17 protein-coding genes and 1 pseudogene are annotated in these 22,847 nt (G+C 35.4%); 14 read left to right on the top strand and 4 right to left on the bottom strand.

The window, feature by feature from the left end; all coding sequences use genetic code 11:
* Positions 1–2 precede the first annotated feature (2 nt).
* Positions 3–875, bottom strand: coding sequence for an HDOD domain-containing protein (locus PSA_RS17715; protein ID WP_042151772.1), 873 nt, complete (start codon positions 873–875; stop codon positions 3–5).
* Between the two features lie 143 nt (positions 876–1,018).
* Between PSA_RS17715 and PSA_RS25395 the strand changes: the two genes are divergently transcribed.
* Complete coding sequence (locus PSA_RS25395; protein ID WP_127924234.1) at positions 1,019–1,168, top strand: helix-turn-helix domain-containing protein; 150 nt, start codon at positions 1,019–1,021, stop codon at positions 1,166–1,168.
* Positions 1,169–1,240: 72 nt separating this feature from the next.
* On the opposite strand, the gene PSA_RS17710 is transcribed toward PSA_RS25395, so the two are convergent.
* The gene (locus PSA_RS17710; protein ID WP_042151775.1) at positions 1,241–1,450 is read right to left on the bottom strand and encodes a hypothetical protein; all 210 of its coding nucleotides are present in this window, start codon (positions 1,448–1,450) and stop codon (positions 1,241–1,243) included.
* A 113-nt stretch (positions 1,451–1,563) separates the two neighbouring features.
* On the bottom strand, positions 1,564–4,053 hold the full coding sequence (locus tag PSA_RS17705) for an EAL domain-containing protein (RefSeq protein ID WP_042151779.1): 2,490 nt from the start codon (positions 4,051–4,053) through the stop codon (positions 1,564–1,566).
* A gap of 317 nt (positions 4,054–4,370) precedes the next feature.
* On the opposite strand from PSA_RS17705, the gene queA reads away from it, so the two are divergent.
* From queA to PSA_RS17670, 7 genes and pseudogenes are all read left to right on the top strand, one after another.
* Positions 4,371–5,408, top strand: coding sequence for a tRNA preQ1(34) S-adenosylmethionine ribosyltransferase-isomerase QueA (gene queA, locus PSA_RS17700; RefSeq protein WP_042151780.1), 1,038 nt, complete (start codon positions 4,371–4,373; stop codon positions 5,406–5,408).
* A gap of 220 nt (positions 5,409–5,628) precedes the next feature.
* Complete coding sequence (gene tgt, locus PSA_RS17695) at positions 5,629–6,768, top strand: tRNA guanosine(34) transglycosylase Tgt (RefSeq protein ID WP_042151783.1); 1,140 nt, start codon at positions 5,629–5,631, stop codon at positions 6,766–6,768.
* Between the two features lie 93 nt (positions 6,769–6,861).
* Positions 6,862–7,200, top strand: coding sequence for a preprotein translocase subunit YajC (gene yajC / locus PSA_RS17690; protein WP_042151844.1), 339 nt, complete (start codon positions 6,862–6,864; stop codon positions 7,198–7,200).
* A gap of 87 nt (positions 7,201–7,287) precedes the next feature.
* On the top strand, positions 7,288–9,144 hold the full coding sequence (secD, locus tag PSA_RS17685) for a protein translocase subunit SecD (RefSeq protein WP_269432812.1): 1,857 nt from the start codon (positions 7,288–7,290) through the stop codon (positions 9,142–9,144).
* Between the two features lie 12 nt (positions 9,145–9,156).
* On the top strand, positions 9,157–10,101 hold the full coding sequence (gene secF, locus PSA_RS17680; RefSeq protein ID WP_042151789.1) for a protein translocase subunit SecF: 945 nt from the start codon (positions 9,157–9,159) through the stop codon (positions 10,099–10,101).
* 117 nt (positions 10,102–10,218) lie between these two features.
* A pseudogene (locus PSA_RS17675) lies at positions 10,219–10,941 on the top strand (EAL domain-containing protein); the annotation flags it as partial.
* Between the two features lie 323 nt (positions 10,942–11,264).
* Positions 11,265–17,333 carry a tandem-95 repeat protein gene (locus tag PSA_RS17670; RefSeq protein WP_042151792.1) on the top strand — a complete coding sequence of 2,023 codons (6,069 nt, stop codon included), beginning with the start codon at positions 11,265–11,267 and terminating at the stop codon, positions 17,331–17,333.
* A gap of 92 nt (positions 17,334–17,425) precedes the next feature.
* On the opposite strand, the gene suhB is transcribed toward PSA_RS17670, so the two are convergent.
* Positions 17,426–18,229 (bottom strand): inositol-1-monophosphatase, encoded by an 804-nt coding sequence (gene suhB / locus PSA_RS17665; RefSeq protein ID WP_042151796.1) that lies wholly within the window; start codon positions 18,227–18,229, stop codon positions 17,426–17,428.
* 234 nt (positions 18,230–18,463) lie between these two features.
* On the opposite strand from suhB, the gene trmJ reads away from it, so the two are divergent.
* The 6 genes from trmJ (at position 18,464) to hscB (ending at position 22,829) form a co-directional block, all read left to right on the top strand.
* A complete protein-coding gene (gene trmJ, locus PSA_RS17660; protein ID WP_042151799.1) occupies positions 18,464–19,204 on the top strand; it encodes a tRNA (cytosine(32)/uridine(32)-2'-O)-methyltransferase TrmJ in 741 nt (246 codons plus the stop codon).
* 382 nt (positions 19,205–19,586) lie between these two features.
* On the top strand, positions 19,587–20,075 hold the full coding sequence (gene iscR / locus PSA_RS17655; RefSeq protein ID WP_042151802.1) for a Fe-S cluster assembly transcriptional regulator IscR: 489 nt from the start codon (positions 19,587–19,589) through the stop codon (positions 20,073–20,075).
* Positions 20,076–20,097: 22 nt separating this feature from the next.
* A complete protein-coding gene (locus tag PSA_RS17650; protein WP_042151805.1) occupies positions 20,098–21,318 on the top strand; it encodes an IscS subfamily cysteine desulfurase in 1,221 nt (406 codons plus the stop codon).
* Positions 21,319–21,412: 94 nt separating this feature from the next.
* Positions 21,413–21,796, top strand: coding sequence for a Fe-S cluster assembly scaffold IscU (gene iscU, locus PSA_RS17645; protein WP_042151807.1), 384 nt, complete (start codon positions 21,413–21,415; stop codon positions 21,794–21,796).
* Positions 21,797–21,827: 31 nt separating this feature from the next.
* On the top strand, positions 21,828–22,151 hold the full coding sequence (gene iscA / locus PSA_RS17640) for an iron-sulfur cluster assembly protein IscA (protein ID WP_042151810.1): 324 nt from the start codon (positions 21,828–21,830) through the stop codon (positions 22,149–22,151).
* A 150-nt stretch (positions 22,152–22,301) separates the two neighbouring features.
* Positions 22,302–22,829 carry a co-chaperone HscB gene (gene hscB / locus PSA_RS17635; protein ID WP_042151813.1) on the top strand — a complete coding sequence of 176 codons (528 nt, stop codon included), beginning with the start codon at positions 22,302–22,304 and terminating at the stop codon, positions 22,827–22,829.
* The last annotated feature ends 18 nt before the right edge of the window (positions 22,830–22,847 follow it).

Raw genomic sequence — 22,847 nt, 5'->3', positions numbered from 1 at the left:
AATTAAACATGATAAATGTTATCTATACCTGCATTAAATAAGGTTTCGCCTAAATCTAACAATTGAAAATCCTCTAAATGTAAAACATCTAAGATTTGAGTGGAGAATTTCTCCCATTCATTATCAGGATTTACGCCAGTGAGGATTTCAGTTGAATTAGTCATATGTTCGGCAAGCTTTAAAATGGCAAACATTTGTTGTTCTGATGCTTCCCCTGTTGCCAGCATAATATTAGGACTATGATGATAAGCAATTACATTGCTTATTTCACTATTTAATCCCCATGATTGCGCAATTAAAAACCCTAAAATTTCATGAGAAGTATCAAAGTTAGCTTCTTCAAATTCACCGATAATGGCGCTATCTAAGTATGCTTGTTTTAATAGCTTTGGATAATTAGCGCTTTGTGAAAAAATAAGCGCCATGCCGGCATTGTGAAATAATCCTGCGGTATAACAATCATCAGAAAAGTCTTTTTCTAACTCAAAGTGTTGCGCTAATATTAGACTTGCATTGCCTATTTTCATTGAACTATTCCATAACTTTTCAGTGAATATCTCTTCACTGCCAGTACTGAGCGTAAACCTTAAAACGATACTATTAACTAATTTAATAAGCCTTTTTAAACCTAAAAACATACAAGCATGTTCTATTGTTGATATTTTCCTTGGTAAACTAAATAGTGGCGAGTTAACTACTTTAAGTGTAAATCCTGCAATGCCAATATCTTGATTTATATATTGGGAGATGGCCTTTAAATTCGGCTCATCTTTTTCAACTTCTTCCTGAACTTGTTTTAACATGTCAGGCCTAGGTGGTATGGTAAACCCCTCTAATGCGCTATCTATTCGGCTCATGTCGAGTGTTAATGACATACTTACTCCTTGTTTACTGGCAATTTTGTTCATGATGCTAAATAGAAGTTTAGTGCAATCTTAATTTTTTTTATTTTTTTCCAAACTTTTTTATTACCAAGTCGACTAATAACAAAAAAATTTAGGGTCTACGTGTTTTTTCAATCAGAAAAAAGCTTATTAATAAAGCGAAACAAGGAGATAAAAAGGCTTGGCTTAAGTTTGTCGAAGAGTTTGAAAAGCCGATTTATCATTACTGCTTAAGGATGTTAGGAAATCCTGATGATGCTGTTGATATTAAGTTAATAATATAAAACAACCTATCTTTATAAGATAAAAGGTGGGTTGTTTTATAGTACAAATTTTATAAATACTGATAACTTTTATTAATTTATAATGCTATTTTCTTCAATATCAGGATGGTTTTTTAGATTAGGTAAGAAAAGTAAATACACTAATACAACTAAATTAAAATAGGGTAAAGTGCCTAAAACTAAAAAGGTAATGACGGGATACCCTTTAAGTTTGGCGTTTAAGTAACAGTAATAGGCAATTAATCCGTTAGCTAACAATAGTAATACTATAAAAATTGTCATTCCTGACTCCTCATTATTAAATCATATCCTTTGAAACTTAGTATAAACTAGGTATCAATTTGAGAAGGTTTAAAAATGAAAAATATGTTTTAAATATTTTAATTAGCTGTTTTTCAAAGTGTTATTTTTTTTAAGTGATCAGCTATATCTTGTGCCTTTAAGGGTTTTGAAATTAAGTATCCTTGTGCATAATCAACTCCAATATCTTTTAAAGCATTGAAAGTTGATAAGTCTTCGACAAATTCAGCAACACATGTTTTATTTAATGAGTGGCTTATATCTTTAATTGCTTTTACTAAGGCGAGATCTATTGGATCGTTAAGCATATCTTTTACAAATGAACCGTCAATTTTAACCTGATCTGCAGGTAGTTGTTTTAAATAACTGAAAGTACTGAAACCTGTTCCAAAATCATCAATTGAAAATCCACAGCCTAGTATTTTTAAATGTTCAATCATAGTACGCGTTGCAGTTAAGTTACTAATACTTGCAGATTCAGTGATTTCAAAAACGATTCTTTTTGGATCAACTTTATAGTGCTTAAGTGTATCTTCAATTAAAGGGAGTAGCCCTTCATCTGAAAATGCTTGCGCTGATAAGTTAATTGCAATTTTATTGAGTATAGGGTGCTGTGCTGCATTTGAGATAGCAGTTTTTACAACACTGTGATCTAACAAGTTCATATCAGATATAAGCTCTAAAGGAGGGATAAATTGATTTGGGTATATTAGTTCGTCGTTAATCCTTAATCTTAGCAAGGTTTCAAAATAGGCAACTTTATGTTGTTTAAAATCCCAAATAGGTTGGAAGTGTAGCTCAATTTGATCTTGCTCTAATGCTAATCTTACTTGGCGAGTCCAAGCTAATTTTGACATCATTTTTTCGCTGTCATCGTCACTCGCACTAAAGCAATGAACTAAATTACGGCCTCTATTTTTAGCAACATATAAAGCAATATCAGATTGTTTAAGGCATTCATTGGCATCTTTGTTATAATTAGAAACCATCGTTAAACCAACGGAGCAGCTAATAGAATAATCGCGCTCTAGAGTTTTAAATTGATATTTTTCGATAGATTGGCATAGGTCTTCTGCAATCGCATAAGCATCTAATAATTCGATATCTTGTAACAGGACTGCAAATTCATCACCTCCAATACGGCATAAAATATGACCTTCAGTTATCACATGTTGAAATAATTTAGCTGCTTTTTTAAGTACAATATCACCTTGTTGGTGGCCCAAAGAATCATTAATAACTTTGAAGTGATCTAAATCGATATAGAGTAATGCATGTTGTTTGTTATCTAATGTATCTTTGCATAATTGATTAAGTGATAAATCAAAGTAGTGACGATTATGTAAACCCGTTAATGTATCGTGTAAAGCCAAATGCTGTAACTGAAACTCAGCCTGTTTACGCTCATGGATGTTATCTATGCTTGCTGTAATGCTTGTGAGAGTTTTATCGCTTTTAATTGATTGTAAACGACATTCAACCCAAATAGGATGGCCTAACTTGTGTTGTAGTTGTAACTGCAGAGTTTGCTGAGCAAACTGTCCACTTAAAATGGCTGCAATACTATTTTGTAATGTATTTTTAAACTCTTGGATACAAAATTGGCTTAAATCTTTTGTTAGACTGCTTTTAAAGTCATGGCCTAATAATGCCTCCCAGGCAGGATTGATAAATCGAATCGTGCCTTGGCCATCTAATTCTATTACTACGGTATTTAAATGATGCAATATTCTTTGGTGTGCTGAAAATAAATCTTTATATCTTTGCTGGCTTTGGCTTAACTGCTCTACCTTTGAAGCAAACTCAGCATAACTCACCATAAAGTCTTCTCGGCGAGCAGCTTGATCACATACTTTATTCAATAAAGGCTGGCTATATGGCACGCGAATAAAATCACTTACTCCAGATAATAAAAGCTGTTCTGCCACATTAGCATCATCAGTATCTATGATGGTTACAATTGCTTGGTTCGCTTTTGCGGTTAAGAATGAGGAAACTAAATCTTCTGCGCAAGGTATTAACTGTGCTATTGAATTTATTAATATAATTGAATATGTATTTTGCTGAAATAATGCCATTGCATCTTTAGCGTTGGTGACTTGGCTAACTATAAAAGTATCTTTTAAGTAAAGTGAGATTTCATCAGCTTGAAGTTGGTTGGGTTCTATTAATAGAAGGGTTAATCGACTACTTTTTTCTAAATGACTAGAAAGTACGTTGGCTAAAATCTGTGGCAACTGCTGCATTTTTTGTTCTGTAACCACAGCATCAATACCATAACTTCGGGCTGTAGTATCAGCAATACGTTCAAAATGATTGGAGGCAGTTAATACGATAGGCGTATTTTTAGGGGTTCTTAATAGACCTGATCGGATCATACGAGCAAATCGCCAACCATCTATGTTACCAACATTTAATCCTGTGATTATTAAGTCGACAGCCTGTTTTTTTAACAAAGATAGTGCTTCGTCACTATTTTTTACTTCTAATACTTTAAATACATTGAGGTGCGCAAGCGCATTTTTTATTATATTTCGTTGTTTCAAGCTTGTATCTAAGATCAATAGTTTAAGCTGAACAGCCATACTCGGCAGCCTCTAGTAAGTGAAGTTATATCGATAATTAGCATAATGCTAATGAAACTAATTTAAAAGAGCAACCCGATGAAAGGTTGCTTTAAAGCAAGGGAATCTCTAAAATTGGCGCGATTTTTAATCTACTTACTCTGATTGTTTCTAGTAACGGAAATTTTGAGAAGTGCCTTTTTAATAGATAGGATATGAACCCTGATGCGTGTAGCTGATTTTAGCTTTGAGTTAACTGATGAATAGCTTGCATGAGATTTCCTTTGAGTAAGTAGTAATAAATTTTAGTCATTTTAATTGATAGGATATAAAACCTGATGCGTGTAGCTGATTTTAGCTTTGAATTACCCGATGAACTGATCGCTAGATTTCCAAAAGAGGATCGAAGTAGTAGTCGTTTATTAAAACTTGATGGTAACACTGGCAAACTTGCTCACCATGTATTCAGTGACATGATAGATTTTGTTAATAAAGATGATTTATTAATTTTTAATAATACTAAAGTGATCCCTGCAAGAATGTTTGGCCAAAAAGCTTCAGGTGGTAAAGTGGAAGTGTTAGTTGAGCGCGTGCTTGATGAACATCGCGTGCTCGCACATATTCGTGCAAGTAAATCACCTAAGCCTGGCAATGAACTGATTTTAGAGGGCATTGCAAAGGCGACCATGGTTCAGCGTCAAGGTTCTTTATTTGAACTTGAATTTAGTGGAGAAGAAAGCGTATTAGATATTCTAGATAAAATCGGGCATATGCCTTTACCGCCTTACATTGACCGCCCCGATACTGAAAAAGATAGAAAGCGCTATCAAACAGTTTACGGTGAAAAGCCGGGCGCAGTTGCTGCGCCTACTGCAGGTTTACACTTTGATGATGCTTTAATGGCAAAGTTAAAAGAGAAAGGCGTTGATATGGCCTTTGTGACTTTACATGTTGGAGCGGGAACTTTTCAGCCTGTAAAAGTTGAAACAATAGACGAACATGTAATGCATTCTGAGTATATTGAAGTGCCAGATACAGTTGTTGAGGCTATTAAAGCAACTAAAAAACGCGGTGGACGTATTATTGCTGTAGGTACAACTTCAGTACGCTCTTTAGAATCGGCGGCCATGAAGTCAGAAGGTAAGTTAGCACCTTTTTATGGTGATACTGATATTTTTATCAACCCCGGTTATGAATTTAAATTAGTGGATGCGATGATCACTAATTTTCATTTATCAGAATCTACATTAATTATGTTAGTAAGCGCATTTTCTGGTTTTGATAATATAAAACATGCTTATCAAGTGGCGATAGATGAAAAATATCGTTTTTTCTCATACGGTGATGCGATGTTTTTAGAGCCAAAAACAAAATAGCGCACATTGGTAAAACCGAGTAGATAAGTTAGTGTATTTTCATTAACTTATCTAATTCATCAAACGGACAAACCCATTAACTGACCTTCTTATAGAATCTAGCTTGCACCATCCCCCCTAAAACATGTAAAATCGCGCGTTTAAACTCAAGCATCTTGGTATGTTTTGAGCGTATAATCCCTAAATTAGTTGGACTGTTTTTCCGGCAAACGAGGTTAAAATGAAATTTGAATTAGACCGTACAGATGGTAAAGCCCGTCGTGGTCGCCTGATCTTTGATCGTGGTGTAGTAGAAACACCAGCTTTTATGCCTGTGGGTACATACGGTACTGTAAAGGGCATGACGCCAGATGAAGTAAAAGAAACTGGCGCGCATATTTGCCTAGGTAATACTTTTCACTTAATGCTTCGTCCTGGTACTGAAATCATTAAACAGCACGGTGATTTACATGACTTTATGAACTGGGATAAGCCAATCTTAACCGATTCAGGTGGTTTTCAGGTTTTCAGCCTAGGTAAAATGAGGAAAATCACTGAAGAAGGTGTAATGTTTAGCTCTCCGGTAAACGGTGACAAAATCATGCTGACACCTGAAAAATCAATGCAAGTTCAGCGTGATTTAGGTTCAGATATTGTAATGATATTTGATGAATGTACGCCGTACCCAGCCACTGAAAAAGAAGCTAAAGAGTCAATGGAATTATCTCAGCGTTGGGCTAAGCGTTCTAGAGCTGAGCATAACAATGTTGAAGACGGTAAAAGTCCGGCTGCGTTATTTGGTATTATTCAAGGCGGCATGTATCCAGAGCTTAGAGCGCAATCTCAAAAAGGTTTAGAAGAAATTGGTTTTGATGGTTATGCATTAGGTGGTTTATCAGTTGGTGAGCCAAAAGAAGATATGATCAATATTCTTGATGAATGTGCTTATAAAATGCCAGAAGAAAAACCGCGTTATTTAATGGGCGTAGGTAAACCTGAAGACTTAGTAGAAGCAGTTCGTCGTGGTATCGATATGTTCGATTGTGTTATGCCAACACGAAATGCACGAAATGGGTTTTTATTCATTACAGATGGCATTGTAAAAATCCGTAATGCAGTACATAAAACAGACACAGGCCCTGTTGATCCTGAGTGTGACTGTCATACATGTAAAAATTATTCTCGAGCTTACCTACATCATTTAGATAAATGTAATGAAATTTTAGGTTCGCGATTGAACACGATTCACAATTTACGTTATTATCAGCGCTTGATGCAAGGTTTACGAGATGCAATCAGTGAAGGTAAATTAACAGAATTTGTTGAAAACTTTTATGCCATTAGAGGGCAAGAAGTTCCTGAACTAAAAGAAAATACTTAATTTGATTACAAGGCAACATATGTTGCCTTGTAATTTATGGGCACAAGCCCAATCTATATCATATTCAAAAATAGTAATACTAAAGAGGTTTTTATGAGTTTTTTTATGTCAAATGCATACGCAGCTGATGCACCAGCAGCAGCGCCAGGTGGCGGTTACGAAATGTTAATTATGCTAGCCCTATTCGGTTTAGTATTTTATTTCTTAATTTATCGTCCTCAAGCTAAGCGTGTTAGCGAACATAAATCATTAATGAGCGCGCTTGGTAAAGGTGATGAAGTACTTACTCAAGGCGGCTTAGTAGGAAAAATCTCTAAAGTTGCTGATGATAAAGATTTTGTTGTTATTGCTTTAAACGACCAAACGCAAGTAACAGTTCAAAAATCAGCAGTTTCAGCTGTGTTACCAAAAGGCACAATGAAATCTTTATAAGATGATTTGTGTGTTAAACAATAGTTTAACTTAGGCTATAAATTTTTATTTATAGCCTACTTATAAAAAATAAGAAGGATACAACAGGTGAATAAGTACCCATTATGGAAGTACTTGATGGTATTGGCGATAGTGATTATTGGTTTAATATACTCATCTCCAAACTTGTATGGTCGTGATCCGGCAATACAAATATCAGGTGCAAAAGGCGCAACAGCCGATTTAGCTGTTTTAGATACTGTATCTAAAACGATGGCTGATAACAATATACAATTAAAATCGTCTGAACTAGTTAAAGATCAAGTTTTAATCCGTTTTAAAGATGTAGATTCACAGCTTAAAGCACAAGATGTTTTAAGAGATGTTTTGGGTGATGGTTATATATCTGCAATTAGCATGATACCAGATACACCTAAATGGTTAGCAAGTTTAGGTGGTTCACCTATGAAGCTAGGCCTAGATTTAAGCGGTGGTGTTCACTTCACGATGGAAGTGGATATGGCAACTGCCGTTAATAAATCTATGGAAACTATGGTTCAAGATTTTCGCAGTGACTTACGTGGTGAAAAAATTCGTTATAGAACGATCCGTCGTGTAAGTGGCCAAGATAAAGTACAAGTAGTAATGCGTACAGATGAATTAAAAGATAAGGCAGAGCGTTTCCTAAAAGATAGATATAGAGATTATATCTTTAGCGATGATCGCAGTAATGATTTAGCCTTTGTAGTTAGCTTAAGTGATATCAAATTAAAAGAAATACAAACTTATGCAATCAAGCAAAATGAAACAATTATTCGTAATCGTGTAAATCAAATTGGTGTTGCTGAACCAAATGTACAGCGTCAAGGTGCTGAACGTATCATTGTACAATTACCAGGTATTCAAGATACTGCACGGGCTAAAGAGATTTTAGGTGCAACAGCTATTCTTGAGTTTCGTTTAGTTGACGAAAATTCAGATGTACGTGATGCCGCTGCTGGTCGTGTACCACCAGGTTCTGAAATTATCATGCATCGTCAAGGTTACCCTGTTTTACTGAAAAAGCGTATTATTTTAGGTGGCTCTCATATTACTGGCGCACAATCTGGTAATGATGAAAATGGTCGCCCACAGGTTAATATTCAGTTAGATAGTAAAGGCGGAAATAAAATGTCAGCCTTTACTAAAACAGCCCAAGGTAAACGCATGGCAACTGTTTTTATCGAATATAAACCGTCAGGTAAAAAAGATAAAAATGGTAAAGCATTGCCACCTATTAAGGTTGAAGAAGTTATTAATGTCGCAACTATTCAAGCCCGCTTAGGCCGTTCATTCCGTATTACAGGTTTAGATAATCCAGCCGAAGCCCATACTTTAAGTTTATTACTTCGTGCCGGTGCACTTGTAGCGCCAATTCAAATTGTTGAAGAGCGTACTGTTGGTCCAAGCTTAGGTAAAGAAAATATTGAAAAAGGTATGACTGCTGTTGTATTAGGTTTCGCTTTAGTACTTGCATTTATGTTTATGTATTATCGTAAATTTGGTTTAGTAGCCAATTTAGCGCTAGGTGCAAATCTTGTTCTGATATTTGGTGTGATGTCACTTATTCCTGATGCCGCATTAACCTTACCAGGTATTGCAGGTATCGTATTAACAGTTGGTATGGCAGTTGATGCCAACGTGCTTATATTCGAACGTATTCGTGAAGAGTTAGCTGAAGGGCGTAGTCCACAACAAGCGATTCATGAAGGTTACAACAGTGCTTTTAGTACAATTTTAGATGCTAACATTACAACATTAATTGCAGCCGTGATCTTATACTCTGTGGGTACTGGTCCAATAGCTGGTTTTGCTGTAACACTTGCAATTGGTATTTTAACTTCGATGTTTACTGCGATAGTAGGTACTCGTGCCGTTGTTAACTTGATCTGGGGCGGAAAACGCCTAGATACGCTGTCGATATAAGAGAGACTATACATGCAATTATTAAATGTTAAAGGCACGATAGGTTTTATGGCGAAACGTAAAATCGCCATGATATTTTCGGCTATATTGATGATATCTTCAATCGGTATATTTTTTGGTAAAGGGTTAGAGCTCGGATTAGATTTTACAGGCGGTACATCTGTTGAGGTTGGTTTTTCACAACCAGCAGATTTAAAGAAAATCCGTACGGTATTATCTGAAAATGGCTTCCCTGATGCATCATTACAATTATTTGGTTCGAGCACTGACGTTTTAATACGTTTAGCGCCACGTGGCAAAGACGTTAAAGCTGAAGTGATTGGCAATCAATTGATGGATGCTATGAAACTTTTTGATGAAAACGCGCAAATGCGTCGAATTGAGTTTGTAGGCCCAAGCGTTGGTGAAGATTTAAAAGAGCAAGGTGGCTTAGCTATGCTTACTGCGCTTATTTGTATCTTAATCTATGTTGCGATGCGTTTTGAATGGCGCTTTGCTCTAGGTGCTGTTGCAGCCCTTGCGCATGATGTTATCTTGACTGTTGGTCTGTTCTCATTACTGGGTTTAGAGTTTGATTTAACGGTATTAGCGGCAATTTTAGCGGTAATTGGATATTCACTTAATGATACGATAGTTGTATCTGATCGTATTCGTGAAAACTTCCGTAAAGTGCGTATTGACGATACGTTAGAGATTATTGATATGTCTCTAACGCAAACTTTTAATCGTACATTAGTAACATCAATCACAACATTACTTGTATTAATCGCCTTATTTGTTTGGGGTGGTCAAATCATTCATGGTTTCGCTACTGCATTATTATTTGGTGTATTTGTTGGTACTTATTCTTCTATTTATGTTGCAAGTGCAGTAGCTGTAGCATTAGGTGTAAGTAAGCACGATATGATACCTGAAGTAGTTGAAAAAGAAGGTGCTGAATTTGATGAAATGCCATAAGCATTTCTAAATTTATCGACCTTTTATAAGCGACTCAATTGAGTCGCTTTTTTTTGCAATAAAACTGTCATGTAAATTTCATACAATCATAGCATCAAATAAATTAGGTACATAGTTATGCGCTCTGATGCAGATTTTTTTACTGAGATAATTAAAAACGAAATGATCACAACTGTATTTCAACCAGTTTTTGATTTTGGTAATAAAACTATTTTAGGATATGAGGCATTAAGTCGAGGTCCTGAAAATTCAGTATTAGAATCACCTGAAGCATTATTTAAACTCGCATCAGTAGAGCAAAAAATATCAGAACTAGAGCTATTATGTCGTAAAAAAGCTATAGTCAATTTTGCTAATTTAAAGCTAGAGGGCAAGCTTCTTTTAAATGTAAGCCCTAATGTTTTATTAGATCCCGCTCACCCAAAAGGAGAAACCTTAAACCTGTTAGCGCAAAATGATCTCGCTACAAATCGTGTGATTATTGAAGTGACAGAACAAGAAAAAGTTGCCGATGATGCATTATTCAAACAAACAATTCAGCATTATAGGGAGTTAGGTTTTGCCATTGCCATAGATGATTTAGGTGCAGGTTACTCTGGATTAAAGCAGTGGTCAGAGTTATTACCTGATATTGTGAAGATTGACAGGTATTTCATAGATCGTTGCGATCAGAGTTTTGTAAAAAAAACCTTTTTGAAAATGATTATTGAATTAGCAAAGGAAACTGGTACACAAGTGATTGCTGAAGGTATCGAAAGAGATGAAGAACTATTATTATTGAAAACCTTAGGCATTAATCTAATGCAAGGCTATTTATTGCAAAGGCCAATAAAACTCCCTCAAACACCACCCGACTTCCCTATATCTAATGTTGATAAATTATTACCAAAGAGCGCTTAACTTTACTTAAACCCCAAAAATATAGTGTGTTAAATCCTTTCAATATCTAAATTTTTTATTAATTAATGTATAAGATGTTGGTAGTAATTACTTTTATTGGTTTCTTTCTTGCATGATTTATAGCTTATCGTTTTCGATTGAAAGCTTGGTTATGAGGTGATAATTTAAATTCAGACTCATATATTTAGCCAATAGCACTTAAAATTATATTTTAAAAGTTAATAACGAAAGCTAATTACTTATTTCATCTAAAAGTGAAAACTATGAAAATACTGCCATTTACGATTTTGTTAATCATATTATTATCTGGTTTTAATTCTCAATCGGTTAATGCTGCCCCTATTATTTCAGGTGTTTCTTTACCTAATTCCATTCATAAAGTTGGTGATAGTGTCACTGTAACAATTTTTGCTGATCAAGTCGGGTTAACTCTTGTTTCAGGTGCAGTTAATTCCGTTGCGTTGACTAATTTTACTGATTTAGGGAATAATAGCTATAAAGCAACATATGTAATAGCTAACGGAGGAACTGATCGAGCTAGCGGAGCTGATATCCCCGTTGATATCATATTAAAAGACAGTGGTAATGTGCAAAGTAATCAATTTACAACGGCTATAAGCCAGACCGAAGATACAATTTACGCTAATTACCCACAAGTAAATTTAAGTGTGTCATCAAATTCAATTTTAGAAAATGGTGGTACGTCAAATGTAGTTGCAACTTTAACTGGTAGTTTAAATAATCAATGGCCAGACCCCATTAATGCAAGTTTGTCTTACACGGGTACCGCTACTGTAGATGTCGATTATACAAAATCAGATAGTATATTAATCCCACAACTTAATAGTAACTCACTTATCGCTATTACTGGACGGGTCGATAATATTCATGATGCAGCAGTTGATGAAACGGTCATAGTTACTTTAGATACGGTATCTATTGGTACAGTTGGCTCAACTAATCAACAAACCGTTTCTATTACTGATGCGCAGTCTGCTCCGGTTGTTTTATTATCTGTAGCTTCAAATACGGTATCTGAACTTGATGGTTCTTCAAATATCACTGCTACTTTAAGTAATGAAACCTATGCAGATGTGATTGTTAATTTAGTTTATTCAGGAACAGCAGCTTCAGGAGCCGTCGATTACAATACGCCAAGTAGCTCTATCACAGTTCAAGCCGGTGCTTTATCTGCAAATGCCGATACAGGTATTACTGCGATAGATAATACGACAATAGAAGGTAATAAAACGATTATTATCGACATTGCGAGTGTCATTGGTGGTAGTGAAGGTGGTGTACAACAGCAAACAGTTACATTAGTAGATGATGAAACCGCTAATGTTAGTTTAAATGTTAATGCAACTTCAATTGCTGAAGCGACAGGTTTTACAGAAATTACAGCAACTTTGAACCAAGCAACATTTGAAGACGTCACTATAACTTTAACTTACTCTGGTACAGCAACAAGCGGTAGGGATTATATAACTCCAAATTCAACTATTACAATTACCCAAGGCCAAACAACTGGCTCAACTAATTTAACTGCTATTCAAGATACTAATGAAGAATCAGATGAAAGCATTATCATTGATATCACAAGTGTTAATGGTGGTGTCGAAAGTGGGGTACAGCAACAAACAGTATTTATTCTTGATGATGATAATGAAACTCAAGCAGATATCGTTTCTGTTAACGAAGATAACCAAGTTTTAATTGATGTACTGATTAATGATGATGGTTTAGGTAATGACTTAAATCCTGCCAGTGTTACTGTGGTTACTGCTCCAACCAATGGCTCAACTACTGTAAATACTGTAAATGGAATTGTGACTTATACGCCAAATGATAATTATTTTGGCTCAGATACATTTAGTTATGTTGTAACAAATCTAAGAGGAACAGTTTCCAGTGCAACGCCAGTAACTATAACGGTTAATAGTGTGAATGATGCACCGATTGCGGTTAATGATACGACAAGCGTAACAGAAGACAATACGGTAGTGATAGCGGTTTTAACTAATGATACAGATGTTGATAACATCGCAGAAATTAGTAGCAGTACAGTTGCAGTGACTACTCAGGCTGCTTTTGGTAGGACGACAGTGAATAGCAATGGTTTAATCACGTATAAAGTGAATGATGATTATTTTGGAAGTGACACTTTTGAATATACTGTCAGTGATATTCATGGTGCGGTATCAAATACAGCAAGTGTTAGTATCAATATTTCAGGCAATAATGATGCGCCTCGAACCGTTAATGATGAAGCAACCACAGAAGAAGATACAAGTGTAAGAGTTAAAGTGCTTGATAATGATGAAGACATTGATGGCTCTATGGATATCACTAGCGTTGCATTAGTGGTAATGCCAAAAAATGGTATTGTAGAGGTTCAATTAGATGGCAGTGTGATTTATACCCCAAATAAAGACTATTTTGGTTTAGATACATTTACCTACACAGTTAAAGATACTGAAAATGCATTATCTAGTGAAGCTGATGTGAATGTAAGCGTTACTAGCATAAATGATGCACCAATAGCTGTTAATGATACTGTCGTACTCAAAGAAGATATTCCGCTAGATATTAACGCAATAGGCAATGATTCAGATATAGATGGTACTATTAAATCAATAAAGGTTTTAGAAGCACCCACTCAAGGTAGTGTGATTATTGATACTTCAACATTGCAATTGACCTATAGCCCAAATCAAAACTTTTTTGGTACTGATAGTTTTACTTATCAAACAACCGATAACCTAGGCGCTGAATCGAATATTGCCACGGTATTATTAACCATTGAAACAGTAAATGATAATCCTTTGAGTAATGATGACGAAGCACAAACTGATGAAGAGGTCGCAGTTGTAGTGGATGTTTTAGAAAATGATCAAGATATTGATGGTCAATTGGTACTTCATTCTGTGATTGTTACTACCGAAGCTCAATTTGGCACTACAGAGGTAAGTGCAAGTGGAAAAATTACTTATACACCGCAATTAGATTATGCTGGAGAAGATTTCTTTATTTATCAGGTCAGTGATGATCAAGATGGTAAATCAACAGCAGCTGTTTATATTCAAATTAATAATATTAATGATGCTCCGGTCTCTGTAGCTGAAACTGTATCTACTAAAGAAGATAAGGCATTAGAAATAGAATTAAAAGGAACAGATCCCGATAGAGATAATTTAATTTATACCTTAATGTCTGAACCTGAAAACGGTACCTTAACGGGGAATGCCCCTAATGTTGTTTATCAACCCAATGAAGATTATTTTGGTGAAGATAGCTTTACTTTTAAAGTCAATGATAGTGTTTTAGATTCAACTAATGCAACTATCTCTATTAATGTTGAAGCCGTTAATGATGCGCCAGTTGGCAACGAAGAAACTATTTTTGCGATAGAAGATCAAATTACAAGTTTTACTATTTCAGGAAGTGATACTGAAAGTGATGGTATTAGTTACTCACTGGTCTCAGACCCAGAAAATGGTGTTTTAACGGGAGAAATACCTAATCTCAACTATGCCCCTTTTGAAAACTACTTTGGAGATGACAGTTTTACCTTTAAGGTTAATGATGGCAATTTAGATTCAGATATAGTCACTATATATTTAGATGTGAAAGCAGTAAATGATATTCCAGTTGGCGATCAGCAATCTTTAGAAGTATTAGAAGATGAATCTATATCATTTAAATTAACCGGTAGTGATATTGATAGCCAAGACTTGATATATAAAATAATTCAAAACCCACCAAATGGCATGATTAGTGGGCAACCTCCATTTTTAGCTTATACCCCAAATGGTGACTTTAATGGCGATGACAGTTTCACTTTTGAAGTACAAGACGGTATTGCAAAATCAGAACCTATCATAATTGATGTTATTGTTGACCCCGTAAACGATGCGCCATTAGCTAATAACGATCGCGTATCTAGAAGTAATTGGCAGACATTTAATATCATGGTGCTTAATAATGATAGTGATATTGATGGTGATAACTTGAAAATAATAGGCGCCAATGCACAAACAGGTTCAGTCTCTTGGGTTGATAGTATTTTAACTTATACACCATTAGAGGGTTTTAATGGGACAGCTGTTATAGAATACCAGATCTCTGATGGACTAGGTGGGGAAGATTCAGCACTTGCTTTAGTTGATATTAATATGCCAGAAAATGAGTTGCCAGTAATTACTAAACCTAACGATATTGAAGTTGATGCTTCAGGTATCTTTACTAAAGTTGAACTAGGCACAGCAACTGCGGTAGATAAAAGTGGCAGCTCTTTGCCTGTTACATTAAAAGACAAAAACGTTTTCTTTAAACCAGGTGTTAATACTGTTTTATGGCAAACAATTGATAGTAATAATCAAATTGCGATTACTAGTCAAAAAGTGACTGTAGCACCTTTAATATTTTTACCTAAAGAGCAAAATGCAACGGAAGGTTTTGCTGTTACTGTTGAAGTTAAGTTGAATGGCCTATCGCCTAGCTACCCACTCGCAATTCCCTATAAAGTCAGTGGTACAGCAGAGACCTATATCGATCATGATTTAGCTAATGGCACTTTATTTATAGAATCAGGTACTGAAGGTGAAATATCGTTTAATGTTTTTGAAGATGAATTAGATGAAGGGGATGAGACGATTATTATTTCGTTAGGTAATGGTGTTAATCGAAGTGTTCAGTCTTCACACACGATTACTATTACTGAAGATGATATTTTGCCTCTAGTTAATCTTAAAGTTGAGCAAGATAATATTCAAAGTACAATTGTTAATAAAAAAAATGGATTAGTTGTTGTAAGTGCTGAAGTAGAACATCCAGATCATAATCAACAATATCAATATAACTGGACTAATACTGAGCTGTTATTAACCGATACAGATAACTCAGACTTGACTTTTAGTTTTGAGCCTAGCCAACTAAATACACGCAATTATCAGCTTAATTTAGAGTTAAGAGATTTAAGTAAACAAGAGAGTATCTTAACAAAAGAAATAACAATTAAATTAGAGATAGAAGCTGCAGATTTAGATGGTTCAGATACTGATTTAGATGGTATTCCTGATAATGTTGAAGGGCAAAATGACAGTGATAATGATGGCATAGTTGATTATTTAGATGCGATTGATGAATGTAATGTTTTGCCATCAAGTTTAGAAACGAGTGGCAGTTTCTTAATCGAAGGCGAAAGTGCTGGCTGTTTACGCTTGGGTGATAAAGCAATAGGTGGGAATATTACCGGTGCTTTAGTCGAAAACGGTGCTGTTGATGATATCGATGCTTTAAATACAGGTGGTGTTTATGACTTTGTTGTTGAGGGATTATCACCTACAGATCAAAGCTATAAAATTGTTTTTCCACAACTTAATCCAATTCCTGCAAACGCTTTATACCGTAAACAACTTGCGAGTGGAGATTGGCAAAACTTTGTTATAACAAGTCAAGATAAGGTATTCTCTACTTCAGGTGATTATGGATATTGTCCTCCTCCAGGCTCTGAGATTTGGGAGTTAGGTTTAATTGCAGGTTATTGGTGTGTGCAAGTTCAGATATCAGATGGTGGACCTAACGATGTTGACCAATTAGTTAATGGTACGATTGTAGACCCTAGCGGTGTTGCGGTTATTTATGATGGTAATCATCAGCCTGTAGCTGTAGATGATGCAGCTCAAACTAGAGTTAATACAGCTATCACGATAAATGTTTTAGCTAATGATACTGATAGAGATAATGATGCTTTAATTATTAATCCTGCGAATGCCGTGTTAGGAGAAGTATCCATCATTGAAAATCAATTGAATTATAACCCTATGAATGACTTTGTAGGTACTGAAACCCTTGTTTATGCAATTTCAGATGGTAAAGGCGGTGCTGACTTTGCTGAAGTAATCATTGATGTTATTGCTAATAAAGCGCCTTTAACAGTCGATGATATAGCAACAACATTTAAGGGTGAATCTGTAATAATTAAGGTACTTGAAAATGACAGTGATCCTGAAGGTGATCAACTAAATCTTGTATCTGGGGTAGCGCAAAACGGCAGTGTGGCTATTAATACTGATAATACGCTGACGTATATTCCAAATAATGACTTTATTGGCTTAGATGAAATTAGTTATACCATTAAAGACTCTTTTAACGCACAAGCTGTTGGTATAATAAAAGTAACGGTATCAGAAAAAGAAGTGACGGAACCTATTCCTGAACCAGATCCTCAAAAAGGAGATAGTGGCGGTAGTTTATATTGGATTTTCATTTTGTTGATAGCGATTGGTTATCGTAGAAATCAATTAAAAGAGTTTTACCCATTCCGATAATTAAGTGACCAGCTAATTAACTGGAATAGTATTAATTAAAACAAAAAAGGAGCCTTAGGCTCCTTTTTCAATATCTATTTTAATCGTTTCAATTAACGTAATAATGTATCTGTTAAATGTGGACGAATTTCTTTAACGATAGCCTGTGATAATTTAGGGAAACCACAAATTAAGTTACCGCTTTCTTTGTAGTTATTGCCGCCTGTAAAGTCCATTAATAGACCGCCAGCTTCTTTAACAATAAGTTGACCAGCGATAGTTTCCCATGGTTTAGTTCCAATTGCATAAAATGCATCAACACGACCAGCTGCAACATATGCTAAATCTAATGCTGTACAGCCTGAGCTACGCATATCCGCAGTTTGTGTAAATAATGCTTGGAAGCTTTTACTATAAGCTTCTAAATGATGTTTATGCTTGTATGGGAAGCTAGTAGCGATAATAGTGCCCATAAGCTCGTTTGCTTTTGAAACACGTAAACGTTTACTGTTTAATTGTGCGCCTTGGCCACGAGAAGAAGTGAATAACTCACCACGAATTGGATCATAAATAACGGCTTGGTCTAAACGGCCTTTTACTTTAAGTGCAATTGAAACTGCAAAGTGTGGGATACCCTTAACGAAGTTTGAAGTGCCGTCAATAGGGTCAATAATCCATTGGTATTCAGTGCTCTTACCTTTATGCTCTCCTAGTTCTTGCCCTACGATGCTATGATCTGGGTAAGATTTTAAGATAGTTTCACGGATAACTGCTTCAGCATCTTTATCTATGTTTGTTACAATGTCATTGCTACCTTTTTGTTGTACTTCAATTTTGTTTGGCTCTTCGAAAGCACGAACAATAACTTTACCAGCGTTACGCGCAGCACGGATCGCAATGTTTAACATAGGATGCATAAGTATACCTTTGGATTATGTATGTAAAAGAACAATAAATCACACTGTGATTTAGCCGCGCTATTTTAGCGATTTTTATACTAAAGTAAATAGCATTTTTGAATTATTGCATTGTTTAACATTTAATCAATAATTTAAACCGATTATTTTTTAAAAGAAATCTAATAGCTGACGATTTTATAAATTATGGTAGAATTTACATAATTAAATGAATTGTTCGGAATAACTTAAATCATGCTTTTAAATGAAGTAAGAGTCGTATTAGTAAATACATCACATAACGGAAATGTAGGTTCTGCAGCTAGAGCAATGAAGACTATGGGGTTGTCTAAATTATATTTAGTTGATCCTGTTAATGAAATTGACAGCCACGCTTCCGCATTAGCTGCAGGGGCAACCGATGTCTTAGGTAATGCAGTTGTCGTTGATACTTTAGAAGAGGCAATAGCTGATTGTTCTTTAGTGATCGGCACAAGTGCTCGTTCACGTACATTATCTTGGCCTATGGTTGAACCAAGAGAGTGTGGTGAAAAAATGATTGAAGGTGCTAAGTCTGGTCCTGTTGCTTTAGTCTTTGGTCGTGAAAACAGTGGTTTATCAAATGAAGAATTGCAACTGTGTAATTATCATGTGTGTATTCCAGCTAATCCTGAATATAGCTCATTGAATCTAGCTATGGCAGTGCAAACATTATGTTATGAAGTGCGTATGTCATATTTAGCATCACAAGAAATTGATAATCCAACTGAAGCAGTTGTTGAAGATGAAAGTAACTACCCAAGTTCAAAACAAATGGAATTATTTTACGATCACCTAGAAACAACATTAAATGATACTGGTTTTATTATAAAGCAGCATCCAGGTATTGTTATGACTAAACTACGCCGTTTATTTAATCGTGCACGCCCTGAAGAAGTAGAACTAAATATTTTGCGTGGAATTTTATCTTCTATTGGTAAAACGATTAAAAAATAGATCTGCTTAGCAGTCTTTATAGCTCATTTTAGACTCATATTTAAATAGCCTGACTATTCTAATGAACATACTTGGCCTTTGATGGAAAACATTGAGGGTTGAGTAATTTATAGAATAGAGACTATGAGTACTTGCCCAAAATTTATAACAAAGATTCCAATTTTTATTATAAATATTAAAGCTCCAAATTAAGGTTTAAACAGTTTAAACCTGAAATTTAATCATGAGGATAATACTTGACTAATTTACTCAGGTATTTAGAATATAACAATACCTGAGCAAATTAGTCGGGTATTTAGTTGTAATGGTAATATAATACTTGACTATGTTAGTCAGGTAATTAAAATTCGCCATTCAAAATTGTTTAATTCTGGGGGCTCAAATGAAATTAACATCAAAAGGCAGATATGCAGTTACTGCAATGCTTGATGTTGCATTACATTCTCAAGTGGGTCCCGTATCGCTATCTGATGTATCAGAACGTCAAGAAATCTCACTTTCATATTTAGAGCAGTTATTTGCTCGCCTTAGAAAACATGGCTTAGTACGCTCTATTAGAGGTCCCGGCGGTGGATATTTATTAGGTAAAGAAGCCGAAACTATTTCGGTTGGCGATGTGATTTCGGCCGTTGATGAATCTGTCGATGCAACAAAATGCCAAGGTAAAGGAAATTGCCAAGGTGGGTCACAATGCTTAACACATAATCTTTGGTTAGAGTTAAGTAGTAGAATTAAAGAATTTTTAGATAATATTACTTTGGGCGAATTAGTAACACACAGTGATGTTCAAGCAGTTTCAATGCGCCAAGACTCACATTTGAGTGAGGCCATTGCACAATTAGAAAATATTCAAATTAGTTATCAATTATAAGCAGGACCGGAGCAGATAAAAAATGAAGTTACCAATTTATTTAGATTACGCAGCAACTACACCGGTAGATCCGAGTGTTGCAGAAAAAATGATTGAATGTCTTACAATGGACGGAAATTTTGGTAACCCTGCATCCCGTTCTCACCGTTTTGGTTGGCAAGCTGAAGAAGCTGTTGATCAAGCACGTCACGACATTGCTGCTTTAATCAATGCAGATCCACGTGAAATCGTATTAACATCAGGTGCTACAGAGTCAAATAACCTTGCAATTAAAGGTGCTGCAAACTTTTACTCAAAAAGTAAAGGTAAGCATATCATTACAGTTAAAACAGAGCATAAAGCGGTACTTGATACTTGTCGTGAATTAGAACGCCAAGGTTTTGAAGTAACTTATATGGACGTTGAAGATAACGGCCTATTAGATTTACAAAAGCTAGCAGATGCAATGCGTGATGACACAGTACTTGTAAGTGTAATGCATGTTAATAATGAGCTAGGTGTTATTCAAGATATCGTGACTATTGGTGAAATGTGTCGCGAACGCAAAATTATGTTCCACGTAGATGGTGCACAAAGTGCGGGTAAAGTAGCTATTGACTTAAAAGAATTAAAAGTTGATTTCATGTCTTTCTCAGCACATAAAGTATACGGTCCAAAAGGCATAGGTGCATTATATGTACGTCGTAAGCCTCGTGCGCGCTTAGAGGCACAAATGCATGGTGGTGGGCATGAGCGTGGTATGCGTTCAGGTACTTTAGCAACACATCAAATTGTTGGTATGGGTGAAGCTTTCCGCGTAGCAAAAGAAAAATTTGAATCTGATCATGCTCATATATCTAAGCTTCGTAAACGCTTAATTGATGGCATGTTAAGTGAACTTGAAGAAGTTTACTTTAATGGCACACCTGATCAATCAGTACCTGGCATTGTAAATATTAGCTTCAACTATGTTGAAGGTGAGTCATTATTAATGGCTGTAAAAGATATCGCTGTTTCTTCAGGTTCTGCATGTACTTCAGCGAGCCTTGAGCCATCTTATGTTTTAAGGGCGCTTGGTCGTAACGATGAGTTAGCACATAGCTCAATTCGTTTCAGTATTGGTCGTTTTACAACTGAAGAAGAAATTGATTACACAATTAAATTATTAAATAGTTCAATTGGTAAGTTACGTGATATGTCTCCTCTATGGGAAATGTTTAAAGACGGTATCGATTTAGATACTGTTGAGTGGGCTGGTCACTAATTTAAAAGAACATTAATGGGTGAATGCCCACTAGCCACTATTAACCGTAGCAATTAATAGTGGTCTGAAATGAATAGTAATAGAGGTAATAAGCATGGCTTATAGCGATAAAGTATTAGATCACGTAGAGAACCCAAGAAACGTTGGCGCATTTGATAAAAATGATCCAAGTGTAGCAACAGGCATGGTGGGCGCACCAGCTTGTGGCGATGTAATGAAATTACAACTTAAAATCTCTGATGATGGCATTATTGAAGATGCAAAATTCAAAACTTATGGTTGTGGTAGTGCAATAGCATCATCATCATTAGTAACTGAATGGGTTAAAGGTAAAACAATTAATGAAGCTGCTGAAATCAAAAATACTGATATCACTGCTGAATTAGAATTACCACCTGTTAAAATCCATTGTTCTATTTTAGCTGAAGATGCAATTAAAGCAGCTATCACAGATTATAAAACTAAGCATAATCAATAAGTAAGTTAACAAATAAAAGCAGGGCATTAGTATGGCAATCACTATGACAGACGCAGCAGCAGCGCGCGTTAAATCATTTTTAGATAATCGTGGCAAAGGTATCGGCTTGCGTGTAGGTATTAAAACCACGGGTTGTTCAGGCTTAGCATATGTTCTGGAGTTTGTTGATGAACTTGCTGAAGGCGATGAAACATTTGAACATGATGGTGTAACAGTTATTGTTGATGCTAAAAGCCTTGTTTATATTGATGGCACTGAATTGGATTTTGTAAAAGAAGGTTTGAACGAAGGCTTTAAATTTGTAAATCCAAATCAAAGTGGCGAATGTGGTTGTGGTGAAAGCTTCACCGTATAGTGATATCACAAAACTAGCATGTTTTTATTCTACATTTAATATTTGGACAAGTATTTCTTGTAAAATATGATAGTGAAATAAGAGCCTCAACTTATATTGAGGCTTTCTTGTTTTTATTGATACAGCTTTAAATTAAGTTAAAGGTTTTAAATGAAGTACTTTGAGCTATTTTCTTTACCAATTGATTTTAATATTGATTTGGCTTTGTTAAACCAAGCTTATTTACAATTACAAAAAGCAGTGCACCCGGATAAATTTGCGCATAATAGTAGTAAGGAACAATTACTTGCAGTGCAAAAATCAGCAGAAATTAACGATGCATTACATGTCTTAAAACATCCACTAAAACGCGCTGAATATATGTTAGCCGAGCGTGGTGTTGATATTCGAGCTGAGCAACAAACATTGCAAGATCCAATGTTTTTGATGCAGCAAATGGAGCTTAGAGAAGAACTTGAAGATATTAGTTCTGCAAATGATCCTGAGGCAGCAATAGAAGCATTTGATAAAAAAATTAAAACGCTTGAAAACGATTTTCATCAGCAACTAAAAGCTTTGATAAATCAAACTGAATTAGCAGAACTAGAGCGTGCGGCAGATATAGTGCGTAAACTAAAATTTATTTATAAATTACGTGATGAACTTGAAAGGGTTGAAGACTCTTTATTTAATGATTAACGTATAACATTAAAATGG

Origin of the sequence: Pseudoalteromonas sp. '520P1 No. 423' (genome assembly GCF_001269985.1) — a bacterium.
In the GTDB taxonomy this organism is placed as follows: Bacteria; Pseudomonadota; Gammaproteobacteria; order Enterobacterales; family Alteromonadaceae; genus Pseudoalteromonas.
The sequence above is the reverse complement of the archived record's forward strand: the minus strand, read 5'-3'. Positions and strand labels throughout refer to the sequence as shown.

Coding starts and splice junctions, on each gene's coding strand:
- PSA_RS17650 (WP_042151805.1), top strand. CDS start 20,098: ATGAAGTTACCAATTTATTTAGATTACGCAGCAACTACACCGGTAGAT.
- trmJ (WP_042151799.1), top strand. CDS start 18,464: ATGCTTTTAAATGAAGTAAGAGTCGTATTAGTAAATACATCACATAAC.
- PSA_RS17705 (WP_042151779.1), bottom strand. CDS start 4,053: ATGGCTGTTCAGCTTAAACTATTGATCTTAGATACAAGCTTGAAACAA.
- secF (WP_042151789.1), top strand. CDS start 9,157: ATGCAATTATTAAATGTTAAAGGCACGATAGGTTTTATGGCGAAACGT.
- iscA (WP_042151810.1), top strand. CDS start 21,828: ATGGCAATCACTATGACAGACGCAGCAGCAGCGCGCGTTAAATCATTT.
- PSA_RS17715 (WP_042151772.1), bottom strand. CDS start 875: ATGTCATTAACACTCGACATGAGCCGAATAGATAGCGCATTAGAGGGG.
- suhB (WP_042151796.1), bottom strand. CDS start 18,229: ATGCATCCTATGTTAAACATTGCGATCCGTGCTGCGCGTAACGCTGGT.
- yajC (WP_042151844.1), top strand. CDS start 6,862: ATGAGTTTTTTTATGTCAAATGCATACGCAGCTGATGCACCAGCAGCA.
- tgt (WP_042151783.1), top strand. CDS start 5,629: ATGAAATTTGAATTAGACCGTACAGATGGTAAAGCCCGTCGTGGTCGC.
- iscR (WP_042151802.1), top strand. CDS start 19,587: ATGAAATTAACATCAAAAGGCAGATATGCAGTTACTGCAATGCTTGAT.
- PSA_RS17670 (WP_042151792.1), top strand. CDS start 11,265: ATGAAAATACTGCCATTTACGATTTTGTTAATCATATTATTATCTGGT.
- queA (WP_042151780.1), top strand. CDS start 4,371: ATGCGTGTAGCTGATTTTAGCTTTGAATTACCCGATGAACTGATCGCT.
- iscU (WP_042151807.1), top strand. CDS start 21,413: ATGGCTTATAGCGATAAAGTATTAGATCACGTAGAGAACCCAAGAAAC.
- hscB (WP_042151813.1), top strand. CDS start 22,302: ATGAAGTACTTTGAGCTATTTTCTTTACCAATTGATTTTAATATTGAT.
- PSA_RS17710 (WP_042151775.1), bottom strand. CDS start 1,450: ATGACAATTTTTATAGTATTACTATTGTTAGCTAACGGATTAATTGCC.